Source organism: Streptomyces avicenniae (genome assembly GCF_000719135.1).
In the GTDB taxonomy this organism is placed as follows: Bacteria; Actinomycetota; Actinomycetes; order Streptomycetales; family Streptomycetaceae; genus Streptomyces; species Streptomyces avicenniae.
In genome coordinates this window covers 399,551-416,839 of record NZ_JOEK01000003.1, presented here as the reverse complement: position 1 = coordinate 416,839, position 17,289 = coordinate 399,551, and the positions used below count along the sequence as shown (strand labels likewise).

The window sequence follows — 17,289 nt, the reverse complement described above, 5'->3', positions numbered from 1 at the left end:
CGCGAGTTCACGCACCTCCGCCGGATCACCCGGCGTCGGATCACCGTCGAGCCCCAACGGACTCCAGTCGGACGGACGCCCCACGAACCCCACCCCCTGTACCCAGGCGATCACGTTCAGCCGAGCCACCATAACGACGCCGCGCAGCGGGCCACAACGACGAGAACAGGCCGTTCAAGGTGGGGAATCGGACGCGCGCGGGCGCGCTACGCCGTGTAGACGACCGTCCAGGGGGCCGGCGCCTCCGGCGAGGTCAGCTCGACGGCGTCCCGCGGCGCCCCGGCCAGGACGTCGGCCGCGACCGCGGCGAAACGGGGCGCGGCCGGATGCGGCGAACGGCTCGGCCAGACCGGCGTCACCGTCGCGGTCAGCGGCTGCCCGGCCAGGGGCCGCCAGGCCACGCGCGGCTGCCTGCGCGCCAGTTCCTCCGGCGCCAGGGCCACGCCCTGCCCGGCCAGGACCAGCCCGAGGGCGAAGTCGGGGTTGCCCGCGTGCCGTACGCGGGGCGGCGCGTAGCCGTGCTCGCGGCAGGTGTCGAGGACGTGGTCGTGCCAGCCGGGCGCGGCGGCGCGCGGCGGGAGGATCAGGGCGTGGCCCGCGAGGTCGGCGAGCGCCGGGGCGTCCCGGCGTGCCAGGGGCGACAGGCGCGGGACGACGACGCCGACGCGGTGGGCGACGGACGGGCCGCGCGTCAGCTCCGGCGCCTCGAACGGCTGCTGGAGCAGGCCGACGTCGAGCCGCCCCTCGGCGAGCGCGCGCGCCTGCTCGGCCGACGTCAGCTCGTGCAGGTCCACCTCAAGTCCTGGCGCCTGCCCGGCCGTGCGGCGCAGCAGCTCGCGCAGGGCGGTGGCGGGTGTGTCGGGCGGGACCCCGGCGCGCAGCGTGCCGAGCGAGCCGTCCCGTACGCCCGTCATCACGGCGCGCAGCCGGGCGTCGGCCGCGAGGACGCCGTGCGCCTCGTCCACCAGGAGCCGCCCGGCGGGGGTGAGGGTGATGCTGCGGCGGGAGCGGTCGAACAGCTCGACGCCCAGCTCCCGTTCGAGGCGCTGCACGGACTGGCTCAGCGGTGGCTGGGCCATGCCGAGCCGTTCCGCGGCCCGGCCGAAGTGCAGCTCGTCGGCCACGGCGAGGAAGTGGCGCAGGTGGCGGGAGAGGTCCACGGGGCGACGATAGACGATGGGGGCATGGCTCAGATCGCGGACATCAGGCTGCACGTGCGGGACATCGACGGCGAGGGGGAGGTGGGCGCGGGGGCGGACGAGCAGGTGGTGATCGCGTCGCTCCTGAAGGTGCTGCTCGTCCTGGAGTTCGCGCGGCAGGTGGCGGCCGGGCAGCTCGACCCGGCGGAGCGCGTCGTGGCGCGGGCGCCCGACCGGCTGGGCGGCTGGGGGCTCGCGGACTGCGCGGACGACGTGGAGCTGTCGCTGCGCGACCTGGCGTACTTCTCGCTGGCGTTGAGCGACAACACGGCGTCCGACCTGCTGCTGCGCCGGGTCGGGCCCGACCTGCTGGCGGTGCTGGCCGCCGAGCTGGGCATGGGGCGTACGCGGGTGATCGGCGGGCCGCGCGAGGTGCTTGAGTCGATGTTCGCGGACGTCGGCGTGCGGGACGCGGCGGAGTTCGCGGCCGTCTACCCGGGGCTGCCCGACGGGCGGAAGCGTGCGCTGCGCGTCTTCGACCCGGCGCACACGACGTCGAGCACGCCGCGGGAGATCACCCGGCTGATGGCGCTGCTGTGGCGGGACGAGGCGGGCCCGGCCGAGGCGTGCGCGCTCGTGCGGCGGCTCATGGGGCGGCAGATGGCGTGGACGCGGCTGCGGGCGGCGTTCCCGCCCGAGGTGGTGGTGACGGGGAAGACGGGGACGCTGCCCGGCCTGCACATGGAGGCGGGCGTGGTCGCGTACCCGGACGGGGGGCGGTACGCGGTCGCCGTCTTCGGCGCGACGCGGCGGTGGGACACGCGGCAGTTGGACGTGGACCTGGCGCTGGGCCGGGCGGCGCGTGAGGCGGTGGAGAGGGTGCGTGACCTGCGCTGATAGCCGTTCGCGTATCGGCCGGTGCGGTGGTGGATCTTGGACGGGGGGCGGGCCCGGGTGCTTCGGTGTGCCGCACACGAGTTCCCATCGAGAGGGGTAGGGCCATGGCGGGTGTCGGCAGACGGGGTTTCCTGCGGACGACGGTGACGGCGGGGACGGCGCTCGCGGCGGGAGGCGCCGCGGCAGGGTCGGTCGCGGCGGCGGGGGCCCCGGCGCGGGCGCGGACGCGGACCTCGCGGTCGGGGGCCACGTTCAGCTGGCTGGGGAACGCGGGCTGGCGCGTGGAGACGGGCGGGAAGGTGCTGCTCATCGACCCCTATCTCAGCCGCTACGACACGGGCATGTTCACCACCGGGTTCCGCGCAGGGACGGGCCTGACGGTGGCCGCCGACACCGTGGACACGCACACGGCGGGCGCGACGGCCGTGTTCGTCACGCACACGCACTGGGACCACTTCGGGGACGTACCGCACATCGCCACGCGCACCGGCGCGCGGGTCTTCGGGACGGCGACGGCGTACAACCTGGGCCTCGCCATGGACGTGCCCGCTGGGCAGCTCACGCAGGTCAGGGGCGGTGAGGTGCTCGACCTCGGCGGCTGCGTGGTCGAGGTGGTGTCCTCGCTGCACAGCAGGAACGCCTCGTGGTCCGTGCTGTTCCCCGGCGTCAGGCTGACGCCGCCCGCCGCCCCCGTGACGGTCGCGGACCTGCCGGAGGGCGACACGCTGGCGTTCCTGGTGACACCGGCGGACGGCCCCTCGGTGTTCTTCATGGGCGGCAGCGACTTCGTGGAACGGAACGTCGCCGGGCTCGCGCCGGACGTCGCGACGGTGGCGATCCAGTCGAGCGACGCGACGCACGACTACGTGCCGCGGCTGCTGGAGGCGCTGGGGCGGCCGGCGACCGTCGTGCCCGTGCACTGGGACAACTTCGAGGTGCCGCTGACGAATCCGCCGCTCGTGCCGGACGACGCGACGCGGCGGCGGCTCGACGACTTCCGCGCCGCCGTGCGGCGGGTGGCGCCGCGCAGCCGGGTCGTGATGCCCGAGTACCTGACGCCGTACGGCTTCTGACCGTTTCTGACCCGCCGCCGACCGGTCAGCGTTCGTGGGCGATCGCGCCGAGGTGGCCCGCGTGGGCGGAGTGGCGCTGCGCCAGCTCCTGGTAGCGCTCGGCCGTGCCGCGCAGGGACGCGGACTCCTCGGGGGTGAGGGCGCGGCGTACCTTGCCCGGCACCCCGGCGATCAGCGAGCCGGGCGGCACCTCGGTGTCCTCCAGGACGACCGTCCCCGCGGCGACCAGCGAACCGGCGCCGATGCGGCAGCCGTTCAGGAGGACGGCGCCCATGCCGACGAGGGAGCCGTCCTCGACGGTGCAGCCGTGGACGACGGCGCGGTGCCCGACGGAGACGCCCGCGCCGAGCACGGCGGGGCGGCCCGGGTCGGCGTGCAGGACGCAGCCGTCCTGGACGTTGCTCCCCGCGCCGATCTCGATGCGTTCGAGGTCGGCGCGGACGACCGTGGCATACCAGAGGCTGGCGCGCGGGCCGAGGGTGACGGCGCCGACGAGCGTGGCGCCGGGGGCGATCCAGGCGGACGGGGCGAGGCGCGGGCTGTGGTCGCCGAAGGGGATCAGGGTCATGCGGCCCATCCCACACCACCGGGCCAGGCGCCGTCAGGACGGGACGACGAGGCGCGTCTCGTAGGCGAGGATCGCGGCCTGGGTGCGGTCGCGCAGGTCGAGTTTCACGAGGATGCGGCTGACGTGCGTCTTGATCGTGGACTCGGCGACGACCAGGTGGGCGGCGATCTCGGCGTTGGACAGACCCTGCGCGACGAGGGCCAGGACCTCCGTCTCGCGCTCGGTGAGGTCGCCGAGCCGGTCGCGGGCGGGCGGGCGGGGGGTGCGGTCGAGGCGGGCGAACTCGTGGATGAGGCGGCGCGTCACGGTCGGGGCGAGCAGCGCCTCCCCCGCGGCGACCAGCCGGACGCCCTCGGCGAGCTGCCGGGCCGAGGCGTCCTTGAGGAGGAAGCCGGAGGCCCCGGCGCGCAGCGCCTGGTAGACGTACTCGTCCAGGTCGAAGGTGGTGAGGACGAGGACGCGGGGGGCGCCGTCGGGGGCGGCGGTGATCGCGCGGGTGGCCTCGATGCCGTTGAGGTTCGGCATGCGGATGTCCATGAGGACGACGTCGGGCCGCAGGGTGGCGGCCTGTTCGACGGCCTCGCGTCCGTCCACGGCCTCGCCCGCCACCTCGATGTCGGGCTGGGCGCCGAGGAGGACGGAGAAGCCCTCACGGACCATCATCTGGTCGTCGGCGATGAGCACGCGGATGGTCACGGGGCGCCGTCCACGGGGGCGATGGGGGCGGGCATGTCAGGGTCTTGGCCGTCGTCGTCGGGGCGGGCGGGGAGGAAGGCCGTCGTCTCCCAGCCGCCGTCAGGCGTGGCCTGGGCGACCAGTTCGCCGCCGAGCATGGCGACGCGTTCGCGCATGCCGGTGAGGCCGTGCCCGGCACCGGGCGACGGGGGGACGGGCCCGGTGGGCGGGCCGTTGACGACGCGCAGGCCGAGGCCGCCGAGGACGTAGGACAGCTCGACGCGGGCCGTGCTGCCCGGCGCGTGGCGCAGGGCGTTGCTCAGCGCCTCCTGGACGATCCGGTACGCCGACAGCTCGACGCCTGGCGACAGTTCGCGGACGGCGCCGGTCACCGCCTTCTCCACCGGCAGGCCCGCGTCGCGGACGCCGGAGAGCAGGGAGTCGAGGAGGGCCAGGGTCGGCTGGGGCGCGTCGGGGGCGTCCTCCTCCGCGGCGCGGACGACGCCGAGGATGCGGCGCAGTTCGGTGAGGGCGGCGACGGCGTTCTCGCGGATCGTGGCGAACGCCCGGGTCAGCTCGGGCGGCGGGTCGGTGACGCGGTAGGGGGCGGCCTCCGCCTGGATGGCGACGACCGACATGTGGTGGGCGACGACGTCGTGCAGCTCGCGGGCGATGGTGGTGCGCTCTTCGAGGACGGTCCTGCGCGAGCGCTCGACGGCGGTCACGGCGGTCTGGGCGACGACCTCGCGGCGCGAGTCGTACCAGGCGCGCAGCAGGACGGCGGTGAGGAGCGCCATGAAGGAGACCGCGGCGACCTGGATGTTGTTCTCCGAGCCGGTCCCGCTGGGCAGGTACCAGACGAAGGCGCCGCCCACGAGGGCGGTGACGACCCAGGCCCCTGCGACGGCCCGGGCGGGGGAGGTGAGGCTCAGGACGAGCAGGACGAGGACCTGGGCGACGAAACCGGTGTCGCTCCACGGCCAGGAGCCGCTGTGGGACCACCAGCTCGCCTGGAGCCAGGTGGCGAGGAGGGACGACCACCAGCCGAGGACCGGCCGCATCGTGGTGATCAGCAGCGGCAGCGGCGTCAGGAGTACGTGCAGGAACGCGGAGATGCCGTAGTAGTCCCCCCGCTCGGTGGCGTAGGCGACCACCGTCAGGACGAACGCGGCGAGGCCGACGAGGGCGTAAGGGGCGAGGTGCGGGAGGGAGACGCCGTCGGGCAGGCGCCGGCGCAGCGGCCGGGCGAACCTGTCGGACAGCGGCAGCGGCGGCAGGAGACGCTGGGCGGTCGCGCCCCGGCCCAGGTCGTCCCACAGGCCGCGCAGGACGCGGCGGGCTATCAGCAGTTCGCTGTACGTGCCGCGGTGCGGGGCGGGGGCGGTGGTGGTGGCCTGCTCGGTCATGCCGGGAACGCTAGGCGCCCGGGACGGACGGGGTCGTCCCCCTGCGCGGGGATCTCCCCCGTCCGTCCCGGGATGTACGCCGGGGGTGGGACGGCGGCCGGTCAGGCCAGGGCGCTGCCCGCGACCCAGTCGTTCCACGAGAGGTTCCAGCCGTTCAGGCCGTTGTCGGGCTGCATCTGCTCGTCGGGCGAGTTGGTGACGATGATGACGTCGCCGACGAGCGAGTTGTCGTAGAACCAGAACGCGTCGGTGCTCTCGTCCTCGGCGCCCTGCGTGTCGTTCAGACCTATGCAGCCGTGGCTGGTGTTGGCGCTGCCGAACGTGCTGTCGGGGGCCCAGTAGTTGCCGTGCACGAAGGTGCCCGACGTGGACAGGCGCATCGCGTGCGGCACGTCGGGTATGTCGTACTCGCCCTCGCCGTCGTCGTCCGTGAAGCCGACGGTCGCCCCGTTCATACGGGTCTCCTTGTGCTTCTCGGAGATGACCATCTGGCCGTTGTAGGTCGGGTTCTCCGGGCTGCCCGCGGAGACCGGCAGGGTGCGGATCTCCTCGCCGTCGCGGATGACCGTCATCTGCTTGCTCTCGGCGTCCACCATGCTGACCTGGGAGCGGCCGACGTCGAAGGAGAACGTGCGGTTCTGCACGCCCGTGACGCCGGTGTCGCCCTCGATGCCGTCGAACGCGAGATGGACCTCGACATGGGTGTTCGGCTGCCAGTAGTCGTCCGGCCTGAAGTCGAGCCGGGAGTCGCCGAACCAGTGGCCGACGACCTCCTGCCCGCTGCTCACGTCGATCTCGACCGCGGCCTCGACGTCGGCCTTGTTGGTGATCGGCTTGTCGAAGTTCAGCGAGATCGGCATGCCGACGCCGACGGTCGTGTCCTCCTCCGGCGTGAAGTAGCCGATGAAGCTGTTCTCGGGCGAGACCGTGGTGAAGGCCGCCGACTGGTGGGCCTCGCGGCCCTGGGCGTCGCTGGCCAGCACCGTGACCTGATAGGCGGTGGAGCGGTCGAGCTGGGCGTCGGGCACCCAGCTCGCGCCGTCCGCGGCTATCGTCCCGGCGATCTCCGCGCCGGACTCGCTCGCCGTCATCACGACCTCGTCCAGCGTGCCGCCCTCGACCTGCACCTGCACGTCGCTGTTGATGCCGACGTTGTCGGCGCCGTCGTCCGGCGTGATGGAGATCACGGCCTCCGACGTGTCCGCCTCCTCGGCGGCGCGGTCCGCGTCGGACTGTTCGCTGCTGCTCGCCGAGCCGCCGGTACCCGAGTCGTCGCCGTCGTCACCGCCTCCGCCGCACGCCGTGAGTGTCAGTGCTCCGGTGAGCAGCGTCGCCGCCACCGTCAAGCCCTTGCGCCGCATGCCGTCCCTCATCACTCGCCGTTCCGTCCGCCGCCACCGCGGTCCCCTGGGAGGGGCCCCCATGGGACACAAGGGATAGAACGCGATCCCACGGCAGCCGGTTCCACTGTAAGTGAATCCCTGCGGTGAACCACACGTTCGAGTGACGGGCGGTCACTCACCCGACCGGCGGAACCCCCGGCGGGCTCACCGCCACGGCCCGGCGCCCCCCGGGCCCGCGCCCGGCCCCCCGTCGTCCCGCTCCTCACCGGCGCCGCCCGAACCGCCGGAACCGTCGTCAGGTAGGTCAGGTAGGTCGTCATCCAGTTCGTCCCATGCCTCGTCCGGGTCGTACTCGGCCTGCTCGCTGGTCCACGACGCCTGCGCCAGCAGCACGCCGGGCACCTCACCCACCAGGTCGATCGGGTCGATGAGGTACGCGACGGCCTCCGCCTCGTCACGGGAGACGGCCTGGGCCGCCTGGTCGCGCTCCTCCGGGGGCATCAGCTCGTCCCCCTCGATGCGCGCCCACGCCGCCCTGATCAGCTCGTCGGGCTCCGTGATCTCCAGCACCATCTCCACGCGAACGCGGACGTGACGCGTCTGGTCGCTCATGTCTTCACTCATGCCCCGGAGAGTAAGGTCCCAGGCCGCCCCCTCTTCCCCGCGACCCGCGCCCCCCGTACCATCGCTGCGGATCGCCGCCGCACCCGCACCATCGCCCCTACCGACCCCCAGGGAGGGCCCCGTGGACGGTAACTCCTCCGCAGGCGCCAACCGCCGCGCCATCGTCTGCGCTCTCGTCGCCGCCGCCGTGCTCGGCCTCGGCTGGTTCCTGCCGTCGCCCCATCCGGAGTCCGACGCGGACGCGGGCGGGACCTCGGTCACCGTCGAGCAGGTCACGCAGCCCGACGCGCACTGACGCCGTCAGGACCGCCGCCGCTCAGGCGAGCGGCCCCGTCACCGCCTCGGCCGCCTCCACCAGGCGGCCGAGGCGCACGAACTCCTCCGCCGCCGCCAGGTCGGGCGCGAGGAACCGGTCGTCCCCGGCCCCGCCGATCCCGGCCGCCCGCGCCGCCTCGACCACCGCGCGCGCCGCCGGGCCAGGACGCAGCCCCCGCGCGGCCAGCGGCTCCCGCAGGTCGAGCGCCCTGGCCGCCGCGAACAGCTCGATGGCCACGACGCGCGTCAGCCCGTCCAGCGCCGTCCGCAGCTTGCGCGCCGCCGACCAGCCGAGCGACACGTGGTCCTCCTGCATCGCCGACGACGGGATCGAGTCGGCCGACGCGGGCACCGCGAGCCGCTTCAGCTCCGCCACGAGCGCCGCCTGCGTGTACTGGGCGATCATCAGCCCGGAATCGACGCCCGGGTCACCGGCGAGGAACGGCGGCAGGCCGTGCGACCTGTTCCGGTCGAGCAGCCGGTCCGTGCGCCGCTCCGTGATCGACGCCAGGTCGGCCACCGCGACGGCCAGGAAGTCCAGCACGTACCCCACCGGCGCGCCGTGGAAGTTGCCGTTCGACTCGACGCGTCCTTCGATGACCACCGGATTGTCGATGGCGGCGGCCAGCTCGCGCTCCGCGACCGTCAGCGCGTGCGCCAGGGTGTCGCGCCCCGCGCCCGCGACCTGCGGCGCGCAGCGCACGGAGTACGCGTCCTGCACGCGCGGCGCGGCGTCCTGATGGTGCCCGGTGAGCCCCGAGTCCTTGAGGACGCGCAGCATGTTCGCCGCGCTCGCCGCCTGGCCGGGGTGCGGGCGCAGCGCGTGCAGCTCGGGCGCGAGGACGCGCTCCGTGCCGAGCAGCGCCTCCAGGGTGAGGGCCGCCGTGATGTCCGCCGAGGTGAACAGCCGGGCGAGGTCGGCGCAGGCGAGCAGCAGCATGCCGAGCATGCCGTCGGTGCCGTTCAGCAGCGCCAGGCCCTCCTTCTCCCGCAGCTCGACGGGCGCGATGCCGTGCGCGGCCAGCAGCTCCCCGGCGGGCCGCACGCGGCCGTCAGGCCCCTCGGCGTCGCCCTCGCCGAGCAGCGTCATGGCGCAGTGGGCGAGCGGCGCGAGGTCGCCGGAGCAGCCGAGGGAGCCGAACTCGTGGACGACGGGCGTGATGCCCGCGTTCAGCACGGCGGCCATCGCCTGCGCGACCTCGGGGCGTACGCCGGTGTGTCCCGAGGCGACGGTCTTCAGCCGCAGGAACATCAGGGCGCGCACCACCTCGCGCTCGACGCGCGGCCCGAGCCCGGCGGCGTGGGAGCGCACCAGGTTGCGCTGGAGGCGCGTGCGCAGCTCGGGGCCGATGTGCCGGACGGCGAGCGCGCCGAAGCCGGTGGAGACGCCGTACACCGGCTCGGGCTTGGCGGCCAGGCCGTCCACCGTGCGGCGGGCGGCCTCCATCGCGGCGAGGGCGTCGGGGGCCAGCTCGACGCGCGCCCCCTCGCGGGCGACGGCGACGACGTCGGCGGGCGTCACGCCGCTGGCGGACACGGTCACGGTGCTGCTCTGCATTGCCATGAGGTGCAACCTAACGGCGTGCCCCCCGCCCTCCCGACCTGAGCCCCCGCCCCTGCTACGGTCTGCGGCAGCGTCGCGTGCCGACAGCGGACAGCGCTGGGCATGGAGGCGCCGTACCCAAAGGAATCCGGACATGGAGACCGATCCGACCGCGCGGTGACCCGCGCAAGGGCCCGCGCCTGGGGCCACGAACTACGACTGGTGCACGACGCGTTGCGCCGCCGCGTGCGGCAGGTCCGTGACGGCGTCGCGGCCGGGGCGCCGCGCGAGGAGACCGCGGCCGACCTGCGCCTCTTCTGCGTCGGCTTCTGCGCCGCCCTCACCCGCCACCACACGGCGGAGGACGACGCCCTCTTCCCCCGCATCCGGGCCGCGCACCCGGAACTGGCCCCGGTGATCGACCTCCTCATGGAGGACCACGCCATGCTCGACGGCCTGATCCAGGAGCTGGACGCCGCCGTGCGGACCGCGCCGCCCGGCGAACTGCTCAGCAGGCTCGACGGGATCGCGGCCGTCATGGACTCGCACTTCGGCTTCGAGGAACGGCGGCTCGTCCCCGTCCTCGACGCCATGACGGACGCGGGCCTGCCCGTCGCGGAGCTGCTGGGGGTGGAATCTTCCGAGGACGGCTGAGCACGCCGGGCGGGCGGGGAAGTATCCGCGCCCGCCCGGCGTTGGCCCCGCTGAGCCAAGGCCCCGCGCACAGGAGGAGCACCATGCTCATCGGCGAGCTGTCCCGGCGCACCGGCGTACCCGAGCGGCTGCTGCGCTACTACGAGAAGCAGGGCCTGCTGCACCCCGGGCGCACCCCCGCCGGATACCGCGAGTACGCCGAGGGCGACGTCCGCGCCGTCCACCGCATACGCGACCTCCTCGCCGCAGGGCTGAACACGGCGAACATCGCCCTGATGCTGCCCTGCCTGCGGGACGACGGCGCGCGCATGGTCCCGACCTGCCCGACCCTCGTGGCCGACCTGCACCGCGAACGCGCCCGCATCCGCCGCGCCATCGACGGCCTGAACGCGTCGATGGACGCGCTGGACGCCGTGATCTCCGCAGCGCCCGACGACGTCGCCGCGCGGGCCCGTAGCATGCCGCAGTGCGCGACCATCCCCTGACGACCGCCCGGCTGTCCCTGTCCCCGCTCGGCCCCGGCGACCGTGACGCCTTCGTCGCCTACCGCCGCGACCCCGCCGTGGCCCGCCTCCAGTCCTGGACGCCCGACTACGGCACGGCCGAGGCCGACCGCCTCATCGCCGCGCAGCCGGACGGCCCGCTGCCCGCGCCAGGCGGCTGGCTCCAGCTCGCGGTGCGCGACCCGGCGACGTCCGCGCTGCTGGGCGACGTCGCCGTGCACACGTGGGACAGCCAGCCCGACACGTACGAACTCGGGGTCACCGTCGCGCCCGCGCGGCAGCGCGCCGGGGTGGGGCGCGAGGCGGTGCGACGCGTCGCCGACTGGCTGTTCGACGACCACGGGGCGCACCGGCTCGTCGCGCTGTGCGACGCGCGGAACGAGGCCGTGGCGCGGCTCCTGCGAGCGTCGGGATTCCGCCACGAGGGGCGGAACGTCGCCGCCGACTTCTTCAAGGGCGAGTGGACGAGCCTCGACACGTACGCGCTCCTGGCCGACGAGCGCGGCGCGGGCCGGTAGCGGGCGCGCCGTACGGCGCCTCAGTGCGCGCCGCGCCCCCGGATCGTCCGCCGCTCGGGCCCCTCGGGCACCGCCGCCTCGGCGAGCGCCACCGCCGCGTCCCCCGCGCCCGCGCGACCCGCCACGACGGGCGTGCCAGAGCGCGTCGCCTTCGCCTCGTACTGCGCCGCGTCCGCCAGCCTGAACAGGCCGCGCGCCGACCGCAGCGGACCGATCGCCTCCCCCGTGGACGCCACCCCGCACGCCACGCCTTCCCCCAGCTCCAGCTCGGCGGCCCGGCGGCAGATCTCCTCCGCCGCCCGCTCCACCTCGGCCGCCTCCGCCCCGACCGCCAGCAGACAGAACTCGTCCCCGCCCAGCCGCGCCGCCAGCGCCCCAGGCACCCCCGCCGCGCACCGGGACAGGACGGAGCCGAACCGTTCCAGCAGCCGGTCCCCCGTCGCGTGCCCGTACGTGTCGTTGACCCCCTTCAGCCCGTTCATGTCGCACACCACCAGCGTGACGACGGCCCCTGTGGCGCGGTGGCGTTCCAGCGCCTCCTCCAGGCGTATGTCCACCGCCCTGCGGTTCGCAAGCCCGGTGAGCGGATCGGTGTACGCGAGGCGCTGCGCCTCCGCCAGCCGCTCGTACTGCACGAGACCGGCGGCTATCGCCGACGCCAGCGCTGACGCGAAGTCCGCGTCCACGCGCCCCAGCGGCTCCTCCCCGGCGGCGCGCGCCACGTACAGCTCCCCCCACGCCCGCCCGTTCAGCACCAGCGGCGCCACGACGCACGACCCCCGCGCCCGCCTGCGCAGCGCCAGCACCCGGCGGCTGCCGCGCGGCCCGTCCGCCGTCTCCACCCAGGCGCGCGGCTCGCCGCCACGGCCCGACCTGTCGTGCAGGAACTCGGTGATCTCCGGGAAGTCCGCCACGGGATACGACTCGTCGGCGGGGAACCGTTCCTCCCCCTCGGCCAGCTCCCCCGCGTTCGCCAGGACGCGCAGCCGCCCCCGCTCGCGCTCCCACACCGACAGCGCCGCGAACGAGGCGCGCAGCGCCAGCCGCGCGCTCTCCGCCGCCGCGAGCGCGACCTCGGGCAGCGCCTGCGCCGCGGCCATCCGCTGCGCGAGATCCACGACCGCGCGCACCCGGCTTTCGTCACCCATACGCTCAGGCTATGGGCGTTCGGCACGGTTTGGTGCCTTCAACTACTCCTTGCCCGCACTTACCGGCCGCCCGCACGGCCCGCGCACGGGGTCACAGGCCCGGCCACTGCGGGCTCCGCCGCTCGTTGAACGCCGCCACGCCCTCGGCCCTGTCGGGCGAGAACGCGACCGTGCGCCAGGCCGCGTCCTCCACTTCGAGCCCGGCGCGCAGCTCCAGGCCGTTCCCGACGCGCAGGGCGCGCTTGGCGGCGCGCAGGCCCACCGGGGAGTGCGCCGCGATGCGCCCGGCGAGGGCGAGCGCCTCGTCACGCGCCGCGCCGTCCTCGGCGAGCACGTCCACCAGGCCGAGACGTGCCGCCTCCGCCGCCTCGACGCGGCGGGCGGTGAAGATCAACTCGGCGGCGCGCGCGGCGCCGACCCGGCGCGGCAGCAGCTGCGTGCCACCCCCGCCGGGGATGACGCCCACGGACACCTCGGGCAGGCCGACGACGGCGGTCGGGTCGGCCACGATCAGGTCGCAGGACAGGGCCAGCTCGTAGCCGCCGCCGAGCGCGAAGCCCCGCACGGCCGCGACGGCGGGCTGCGGCAGGTCGAGGACGGCGGTGAACGCGGCGCGCAGCACCGTCCGGTGCCGCCCGAACGCGGCGTCGTCCAGGCCGCCCCGTTCCTTCAGGTCGGCGCCCACGCAGAACGCGCGGGGATGCGTCGAGGTGAGGACGACGGCCCGTACGTCCCGGTCGGCCGCCAGGTCGGCGCAGGCGGCGGTGAGGCGGCGGGCCAGCTCGGTGGAGAGCGCGTTCATCGCGGCCGTCCGGTCGAGGACCAGCTCGGCGACGTGGCCGCCGCCCTCGCGCCGTACCGCCACCCAGTCGCCGTACCGCCGCTCGCCCGCCGCATCGCCGCTCATGGGGCGCATTGTGGCACCGGGCGGGCGGCGTGCGGCAGAGGGCGGCGGGCTCAGCCCGTGTCGTCGCGGCGGGTCAGCAGCCAGGGCTCCACGATGCCGAGGCCGCGCACCGGCCGCTGGTAGAGCGGCTGGAGGGCGAAGCGGTAGCCGGGCGGGCGGGCCTCGGCGACGTCGGCGGCCTTCTCCGAGCGCGGGGCGAGCGCGGCGGACGTCAGCTCGTCGCGCATCGCGCCGTCCACCAGGACCATGTCCTTCGGGGCTATCGACGTGAGGCGGCTGGCGAGGTTCACCGTGTTGCCGAACACGTCGCCCATGCGCGTCGTGACCGTGCCGAAGGCGATGCCGACGCGCAGCTCGGGCATCATCGGGTCCTCGCGCAGCGTCTCCACCAGGCGCAGGCCGATGTCGGCCGCGGTGCCCGCGTCGTCGGCGGCGAACAGGACCTCGTCGCCGAGCGTCTTGATCAGACGGCCGCCCTGCGCGGCGACCTGGTCGGCGGCGGTCGTCTCGAACGCCTCGACCAGCTCGCCCAGCTCCTCCTCCTCAAGGCGGCGCGTCAGGCGCGTGAAGCCGACGAGGTCGGCGAACCCGACGGCGAGCCGCCGGTCCACCATCTCCGCGTCGTCCTGCGCCTGCACGACGCGCCCGGTGGCCGCCGCGAGCTGGCGCCGCCACACGTACACCAGGAACTCCTGGAGCTCGGGCAGCAGCAGCTCGACCAGCGGCAGCGCGACCTCGGTGCGCGTCATGCCGGGCTCGGGCGGCTCGGTCAGACCTTCGAGGAACGAGTCGATCTGCCAGTCCGCCAGCCGCGCCGTCGTCTGCCCGGTGGAGCGCGCGACCTGGATCGCCATCGGTTCGCTCAGCAGCCCGGCCTCGACCAGGCCGGCCAGCCGCCGCAGCGCCAGGACGTCCGCCTCGGTGAGGACGCGTGCCTGCCCTATGTCGGGGAAGCCCATGGCGCGCCAGAAGCGGGCCGCCAGCTCCATGGAGACCCCGGCGGCGCGTGCGGCCTGGAACGGCGTGTACTGCCGCTCCGCCCCTATGATCAGCGCCTCGATGCGCAGCGCGATGGTGTCGTCGGACTCGTCGTCCGGGTCGAGGGAGACGGGAGGCACGGCCCCCGCCGGGGCGGCCGGGCCGGGGAACGCGGGCCCGAAGGCACCGGCGGTGTCCTGCACCGGCCTGCCAGGGGTGTCGGAGGCGTCGGAACGGCCGCCCGCCGGGCCGGTGCCCGGCTCGTCGTCCGGTCCGCCGGGTGGAGCCGCGTCAGCCCCGGCCACGGTCACCGCCCGCCTCCGGGAAGGCGTTCCCTTCGCTGCGCGCTGCTCCACCGGTCGGTCCGCAGCAGCGCCCGTCGCGCGTTCTCACGCGCCCACCCTACGGCAGGTGTGCCGTGAGTCACGTCGCCCGGAGGTGGACGATGTCGGCCGCCGCGACCTCGTGGCGAGTTCCCGCCACAGTGGCGATGACCAGCCGTCCGTCACCGTCCACGGCGACCGCCTCGCCGCGCAGCTCGCCCCCGCCTGGCAGCTCCGCGCGGACCTCGCGGCCGAGCGTGGCGCATCCGGCCGCGTAGGCGGACTGGAGCGAACCGGCGGCCGGGTCGCCCCCCGCGTCGGCCCACTGGCGGTACCACTGGGCCAGCGAGCGCAGGACGGCGCGCAGGATCGGGTCGCGGTCGGCGGAGGCGGCGCCCGCCAGCGTGAGGGAGGCGGCGGTCGGGACGGGCAGCTCGTCGGCGCGCAGCGAGACGTTGAGGCCGATGCCGAGGACGACCAGCCCGTCGGCGCGCTCGGCGAGGATGCCGCCGACCTTGCGGTCCTCGCCGTCCACCTGCACGAGGAGGTCGTTCGGCCACTTCAGGGCCATGTCCACGCCGGCGGAGCGGGCGAGGGCGGTGGCGGTGGCGACCCCGGCGAGCAGCGGCAGCCAGGTGAGGCGCTCGGCGGGCACGCCGTCGGCCTCGGGGTCGAGCAGCACGGACAGGAAGATCCCCGAGCGCGGCGGCGCCTCCCAGGAGCGGCCGAGGCGTCCGCGTCCGCTGGTCTGCGCCTCGGCGACGAGGACGGTGCCGGGCGCGGCGGCGCCGGTGCGGGCGGCCTCGGCGAGGTCGGCGTTGGTGGAGCCGGTGGTGTCGGTGATGTCGAGCCGGGTCCACAGGCCGCCCGGCCGCACGAGCGCGGCGCGCAGGGCGGGCGCGTTGAGCGGGGGGCGGTCGAGATCGGACCAGCGGCTCACCGGGGGGCTCATGCGGCCACCCTACGGCGGGGGAAGGCGCCGCACGTCCGCGGCGGGCGGCCGACGTTACCCTACGGAGCGGTAGCCACCCGAGGACGAGTAGGAGCGACCCGGTGTCCGACGCTGACGACATCCGCACCACCGCGGGCAAGATCGCCGATTTCCGCCGCCGCGCGCAGGAGGCGACGCACGCGGGGTCGGAGCGGGCGGTGGAGAAGCAGCACGCCAAGGGAAAGCTGACGGCCAGGGAGCGCATCGACCTGCTGCTCGACGAGGGCTCGTTCACGGAGCTGGACGAGTTCGCCCGGCACCGTGCGACCGCCTTCGGGATCGGGGCGAACCGGCCGTACGGCGACGGCGTCGTCACCGGCTACGGGACGGTGGACGGGCGGCAGGTCTGCGTCTACTCGCAGGACTTCACGGTCTTCGGCGGCTCGCTCGGCGAGGTGTACGGGGAGAAGATCGTGAAGGTCATGGACTTCGCGCTGACGTCTGGCTGCCCGATCATCGGGATCAACGACGGCGGCGGGGCGCGTATCCAGGAGGGCGTGGTCGCGCTCGGGCTGTTCGCGGAGATCTTCCGGCGGAACGTGCACGCGTCGGGGGTGGTGCCGCAGATCTCGCTGGTGCTCGGGCCGTGCGCGGGCGGCGCGGTGTACTCACCGGCGATCACGGACTTCACCGTGATGGTCGATCAGACGTCCCACATGTTCATCACCGGGCCCGATGTGATCAAGACGGTGACGGGTGAGGACGTCGGCTTCGAGGAGCTGGGCGGCGCGCGGACGCACAACACCGTCTCGGGCGTGGCGCACCACATGGCGGGCGACGAGAAGGACGCCGTCGAGTACGTGAAGGCGCTGCTGTCCTACCTCCCCTCCAACAATCTGTCCGAGCCGCCCGTCTGGGCGCCGGGCGGCTCGGAGACGGCGGACCTCGCGCTCACCGAGGCGGACGAGGCGCTCGACGGCGTGATCCCCGACTCCGACAACCAGCCGTACGACATGCGCGAGGTCGTCGAACGCGTCCTGGACGACGGCGAGTTCCTGGAGACGCAGGCCCTGTTCGCGCCGAACGTCCTCACCGGCTTCGGCCGCGTGGAGGGCGCCTCGGTCGGCGTGGTGGCCAACCAGCCGATGCAGTTCGCGGGCTGCCTTGACATCGACGCGTCGGAGAAGGCGGCGCGCTTCGTGCGGACGTGCGACGCGTTCAACATCCCGGTGCTCACCTTCGTGGACGTGCCGGGCTTCCTGCCGGGCACGGGCCAGGAGTACGGCGGCATCATCCGGCGCGGCGCGAAGCTGATCTACGCGTACGCCGAGGCGACCGTGCCGCTGATCACCGTGATCACGCGGAAGGCGTTCGGCGGCGCGTACGACGTCATGGGCTCCAAGCACCTCGGCGCCGACCTCAACCTCGCCTGGCCCACGGCGCAGATCGCCGTCATGGGCGCGCAGGGCGCGGTGAACATCCTCCACCGGCGCACGCTCGCCGGGCTCGGGAGCGACGAGGAGCGCGAGTCGGAACGCGCGCGCCTGACGCGGGAGTACGAGGACACGCTGCTGAACCCGTACACCGCCGCCGAGCGCGGCTACGTGGACGCCGTGATCATGCCGTCGCAGACGCGCCGCCACATCGTGCGCGGGCTGCGGGCGCTGCGCACGAAGCGGCGGCAGCTGCCGCCGAAGAAGCACGGCAACATCCCGCTGTGACGCGTCGCGATGCGGCGGTGGCG

Annotated in this window: 18 protein-coding genes; 7 read left to right on the top strand and 11 right to left on the bottom strand. The window is 74.8% G+C overall.

All coding sequences use genetic code 11. The features are described from left to right. Nucleotides 1-206 precede the first annotated feature (206 nt). On the bottom strand, nt 207-1,160 hold the full coding sequence (locus IF27_RS08785) for a LysR family transcriptional regulator (protein ID WP_052848826.1): 954 nt from the start codon (nt 1,158-1,160) through the stop codon (nt 207-209). 24 nt (nt 1,161-1,184) lie between these two features. Here IF27_RS08785 and IF27_RS08780 point away from each other — a divergent pair, with 24 nt between their 5' ends. Next, the gene (locus IF27_RS08780) at nt 1,185-2,036 is read left to right on the top strand and encodes a serine hydrolase (protein WP_052848825.1); all 852 of its coding nucleotides are present in this window, start codon (nt 1,185-1,187) and stop codon (nt 2,034-2,036) included. 104 nt (nt 2,037-2,140) lie between these two features. Beyond that, the gene (locus IF27_RS08775) at nt 2,141-3,109 is read left to right on the top strand and encodes an MBL fold metallo-hydrolase (protein WP_052848824.1); all 969 of its coding nucleotides are present in this window, start codon (nt 2,141-2,143) and stop codon (nt 3,107-3,109) included. Nucleotides 3,110-3,134: 25 nt separating this feature from the next. Here IF27_RS08775 and IF27_RS08770 read toward each other — a convergent pair whose 3' ends face one another. From IF27_RS08770 to IF27_RS08750, 5 genes are all read right to left on the bottom strand, one after another. Next, the gene (locus IF27_RS08770; protein ID WP_420821990.1) at nt 3,135-3,686 is read right to left on the bottom strand and encodes a gamma carbonic anhydrase family protein; all 552 of its coding nucleotides are present in this window, start codon (nt 3,684-3,686) and stop codon (nt 3,135-3,137) included. A gap of 24 nt (nt 3,687-3,710) precedes the next feature. Then, nucleotides 3,711-4,373 (bottom strand): response regulator, encoded by a 663-nt coding sequence (locus IF27_RS08765; protein WP_110945687.1) that lies wholly within the window; start codon nt 4,371-4,373, stop codon nt 3,711-3,713. Further along, complete coding sequence (locus IF27_RS08760) at nt 4,370-5,758, bottom strand: sensor histidine kinase (RefSeq protein ID WP_052848823.1); 1,389 nt, start codon at nt 5,756-5,758, stop codon at nt 4,370-4,372. The genes IF27_RS08765 and IF27_RS08760 overlap by 4 nt, the downstream gene beginning before the upstream one ends. 101 nt (nt 5,759-5,859) lie before the next feature. Then, complete coding sequence (locus tag IF27_RS08755; RefSeq protein WP_223290964.1) at nt 5,860-7,119, bottom strand: L,D-transpeptidase; 1,260 nt, start codon at nt 7,117-7,119, stop codon at nt 5,860-5,862. A gap of 186 nt (nt 7,120-7,305) precedes the next feature. Continuing rightward, nucleotides 7,306-7,725 carry a hypothetical protein gene (locus tag IF27_RS08750; RefSeq protein ID WP_110945686.1) on the bottom strand — a complete coding sequence of 140 codons (420 nt, stop codon included), beginning with the start codon at nt 7,723-7,725 and terminating at the stop codon, nt 7,306-7,308. 121 nt (nt 7,726-7,846) lie between these two features. Here IF27_RS08750 and IF27_RS30910 point away from each other — a divergent pair, with 121 nt between their 5' ends. Then, nucleotides 7,847-8,020: a hypothetical protein gene (locus IF27_RS30910; RefSeq protein WP_190232867.1), complete on the top strand. Its 174-nt coding sequence runs from the start codon at nt 7,847-7,849 to the stop codon at nt 8,018-8,020. A 21-nt stretch (nt 8,021-8,041) separates the two neighbouring features. Here the strand turns inward: IF27_RS30910 and hutH are convergent, their stop codons facing one another. Then, the gene (gene hutH, locus IF27_RS08745; protein WP_052848821.1) at nt 8,042-9,598 is read right to left on the bottom strand and encodes a histidine ammonia-lyase; all 1,557 of its coding nucleotides are present in this window, start codon (nt 9,596-9,598) and stop codon (nt 8,042-8,044) included. Between the two features lie 162 nt (nt 9,599-9,760). Here hutH and IF27_RS08740 point away from each other — a divergent pair, with 162 nt between their 5' ends. The 3 genes from IF27_RS08740 (at nt 9,761) to IF27_RS08730 (ending at nt 11,258) form a co-directional block, all read left to right on the top strand. After that, on the top strand, nt 9,761-10,237 hold the full coding sequence (locus tag IF27_RS08740) for a hemerythrin domain-containing protein (RefSeq protein ID WP_052848820.1): 477 nt from the start codon (nt 9,761-9,763) through the stop codon (nt 10,235-10,237). 83 nt (nt 10,238-10,320) lie between these two features. After that, nucleotides 10,321-10,722, top strand: a complete 402-nt coding sequence (locus IF27_RS08735; RefSeq protein WP_052848819.1) for a MerR family transcriptional regulator — start codon at nt 10,321-10,323, stop codon at nt 10,720-10,722. Beyond that, on the top strand, nt 10,704-11,258 hold the full coding sequence (locus tag IF27_RS08730; protein ID WP_052848818.1) for a GNAT family N-acetyltransferase: 555 nt from the start codon (nt 10,704-10,706) through the stop codon (nt 11,256-11,258). Before IF27_RS08735 ends, IF27_RS08730 begins: the two co-directional genes overlap by 19 nt. A 20-nt stretch (nt 11,259-11,278) precedes the next feature. Here the strand turns inward: IF27_RS08730 and IF27_RS08725 are convergent, their stop codons facing one another. The 4 genes from IF27_RS08725 to IF27_RS08710 form a co-directional block, all read right to left on the bottom strand. Continuing rightward, nucleotides 11,279-12,406, bottom strand: a complete 1,128-nt coding sequence (locus tag IF27_RS08725; protein WP_052848817.1) for a GGDEF domain-containing protein — start codon at nt 12,404-12,406, stop codon at nt 11,279-11,281. A gap of 91 nt (nt 12,407-12,497) precedes the next feature. Continuing rightward, nucleotides 12,498-13,313, bottom strand: coding sequence for an enoyl-CoA hydratase/isomerase family protein (locus IF27_RS08720; protein ID WP_052848816.1), 816 nt, complete (start codon nt 13,311-13,313; stop codon nt 12,498-12,500). Nucleotides 13,314-13,363: 50 nt separating this feature from the next. Then, nucleotides 13,364-14,596, bottom strand: a complete 1,233-nt coding sequence (locus tag IF27_RS08715; RefSeq protein WP_223290963.1) for an adenylate/guanylate cyclase domain-containing protein — start codon at nt 14,594-14,596, stop codon at nt 13,364-13,366. Between the two features lie 118 nt (nt 14,597-14,714). Beyond that, nucleotides 14,715-15,566 carry a biotin--[acetyl-CoA-carboxylase] ligase gene (locus IF27_RS08710; protein WP_052848814.1) on the bottom strand — a complete coding sequence of 284 codons (852 nt, stop codon included), beginning with the start codon at nt 15,564-15,566 and terminating at the stop codon, nt 14,715-14,717. Between the two features lie 101 nt (nt 15,567-15,667). Between IF27_RS08710 and IF27_RS08705 the strand changes: the two genes are divergently transcribed. Then, the gene (locus IF27_RS08705) at nt 15,668-17,266 is read left to right on the top strand and encodes an acyl-CoA carboxylase subunit beta (RefSeq protein WP_052848813.1); all 1,599 of its coding nucleotides are present in this window, start codon (nt 15,668-15,670) and stop codon (nt 17,264-17,266) included. The last annotated feature ends 23 nt before the right edge of the window (nt 17,267-17,289 follow it).

Excerpts from the sequence above, each read along its gene's own strand:
- IF27_RS08770 (WP_420821990.1), bottom strand. The coding sequence starts at position 3,686 with ATGGGCCGCATGACCCTGATCCCCTTCGGCGACCACAGCCCGCGCCTC.
- IF27_RS08775 (WP_052848824.1), top strand. The coding sequence starts at position 2,141 with ATGGCGGGTGTCGGCAGACGGGGTTTCCTGCGGACGACGGTGACGGCG.
- IF27_RS08750 (WP_110945686.1), bottom strand. The coding sequence starts at position 7,725 with ATGAGTGAAGACATGAGCGACCAGACGCGTCACGTCCGCGTTCGCGTG.
- IF27_RS08780 (WP_052848825.1), top strand. The coding sequence starts at position 1,185 with ATGGCTCAGATCGCGGACATCAGGCTGCACGTGCGGGACATCGACGGC.
- IF27_RS08720 (WP_052848816.1), bottom strand. The coding sequence starts at position 13,313 with ATGAGCGGCGATGCGGCGGGCGAGCGGCGGTACGGCGACTGGGTGGCG.
- IF27_RS08735 (WP_052848819.1), top strand. The coding sequence starts at position 10,321 with ATGCTCATCGGCGAGCTGTCCCGGCGCACCGGCGTACCCGAGCGGCTG.
- IF27_RS08760 (WP_052848823.1), bottom strand. The coding sequence starts at position 5,758 with ATGACCGAGCAGGCCACCACCACCGCCCCCGCCCCGCACCGCGGCACG.
- IF27_RS08725 (WP_052848817.1), bottom strand. The coding sequence starts at position 12,406 with ATGGGTGACGAAAGCCGGGTGCGCGCGGTCGTGGATCTCGCGCAGCGG.
- IF27_RS08755 (WP_223290964.1), bottom strand. The coding sequence starts at position 7,119 with ATGCGGCGCAAGGGCTTGACGGTGGCGGCGACGCTGCTCACCGGAGCA.
- IF27_RS08710 (WP_052848814.1), bottom strand. The coding sequence starts at position 15,566 with ATGAGCCCCCCGGTGAGCCGCTGGTCCGATCTCGACCGCCCCCCGCTC.
- hutH (WP_052848821.1), bottom strand. The coding sequence starts at position 9,598 with ATGCAGAGCAGCACCGTGACCGTGTCCGCCAGCGGCGTGACGCCCGCC.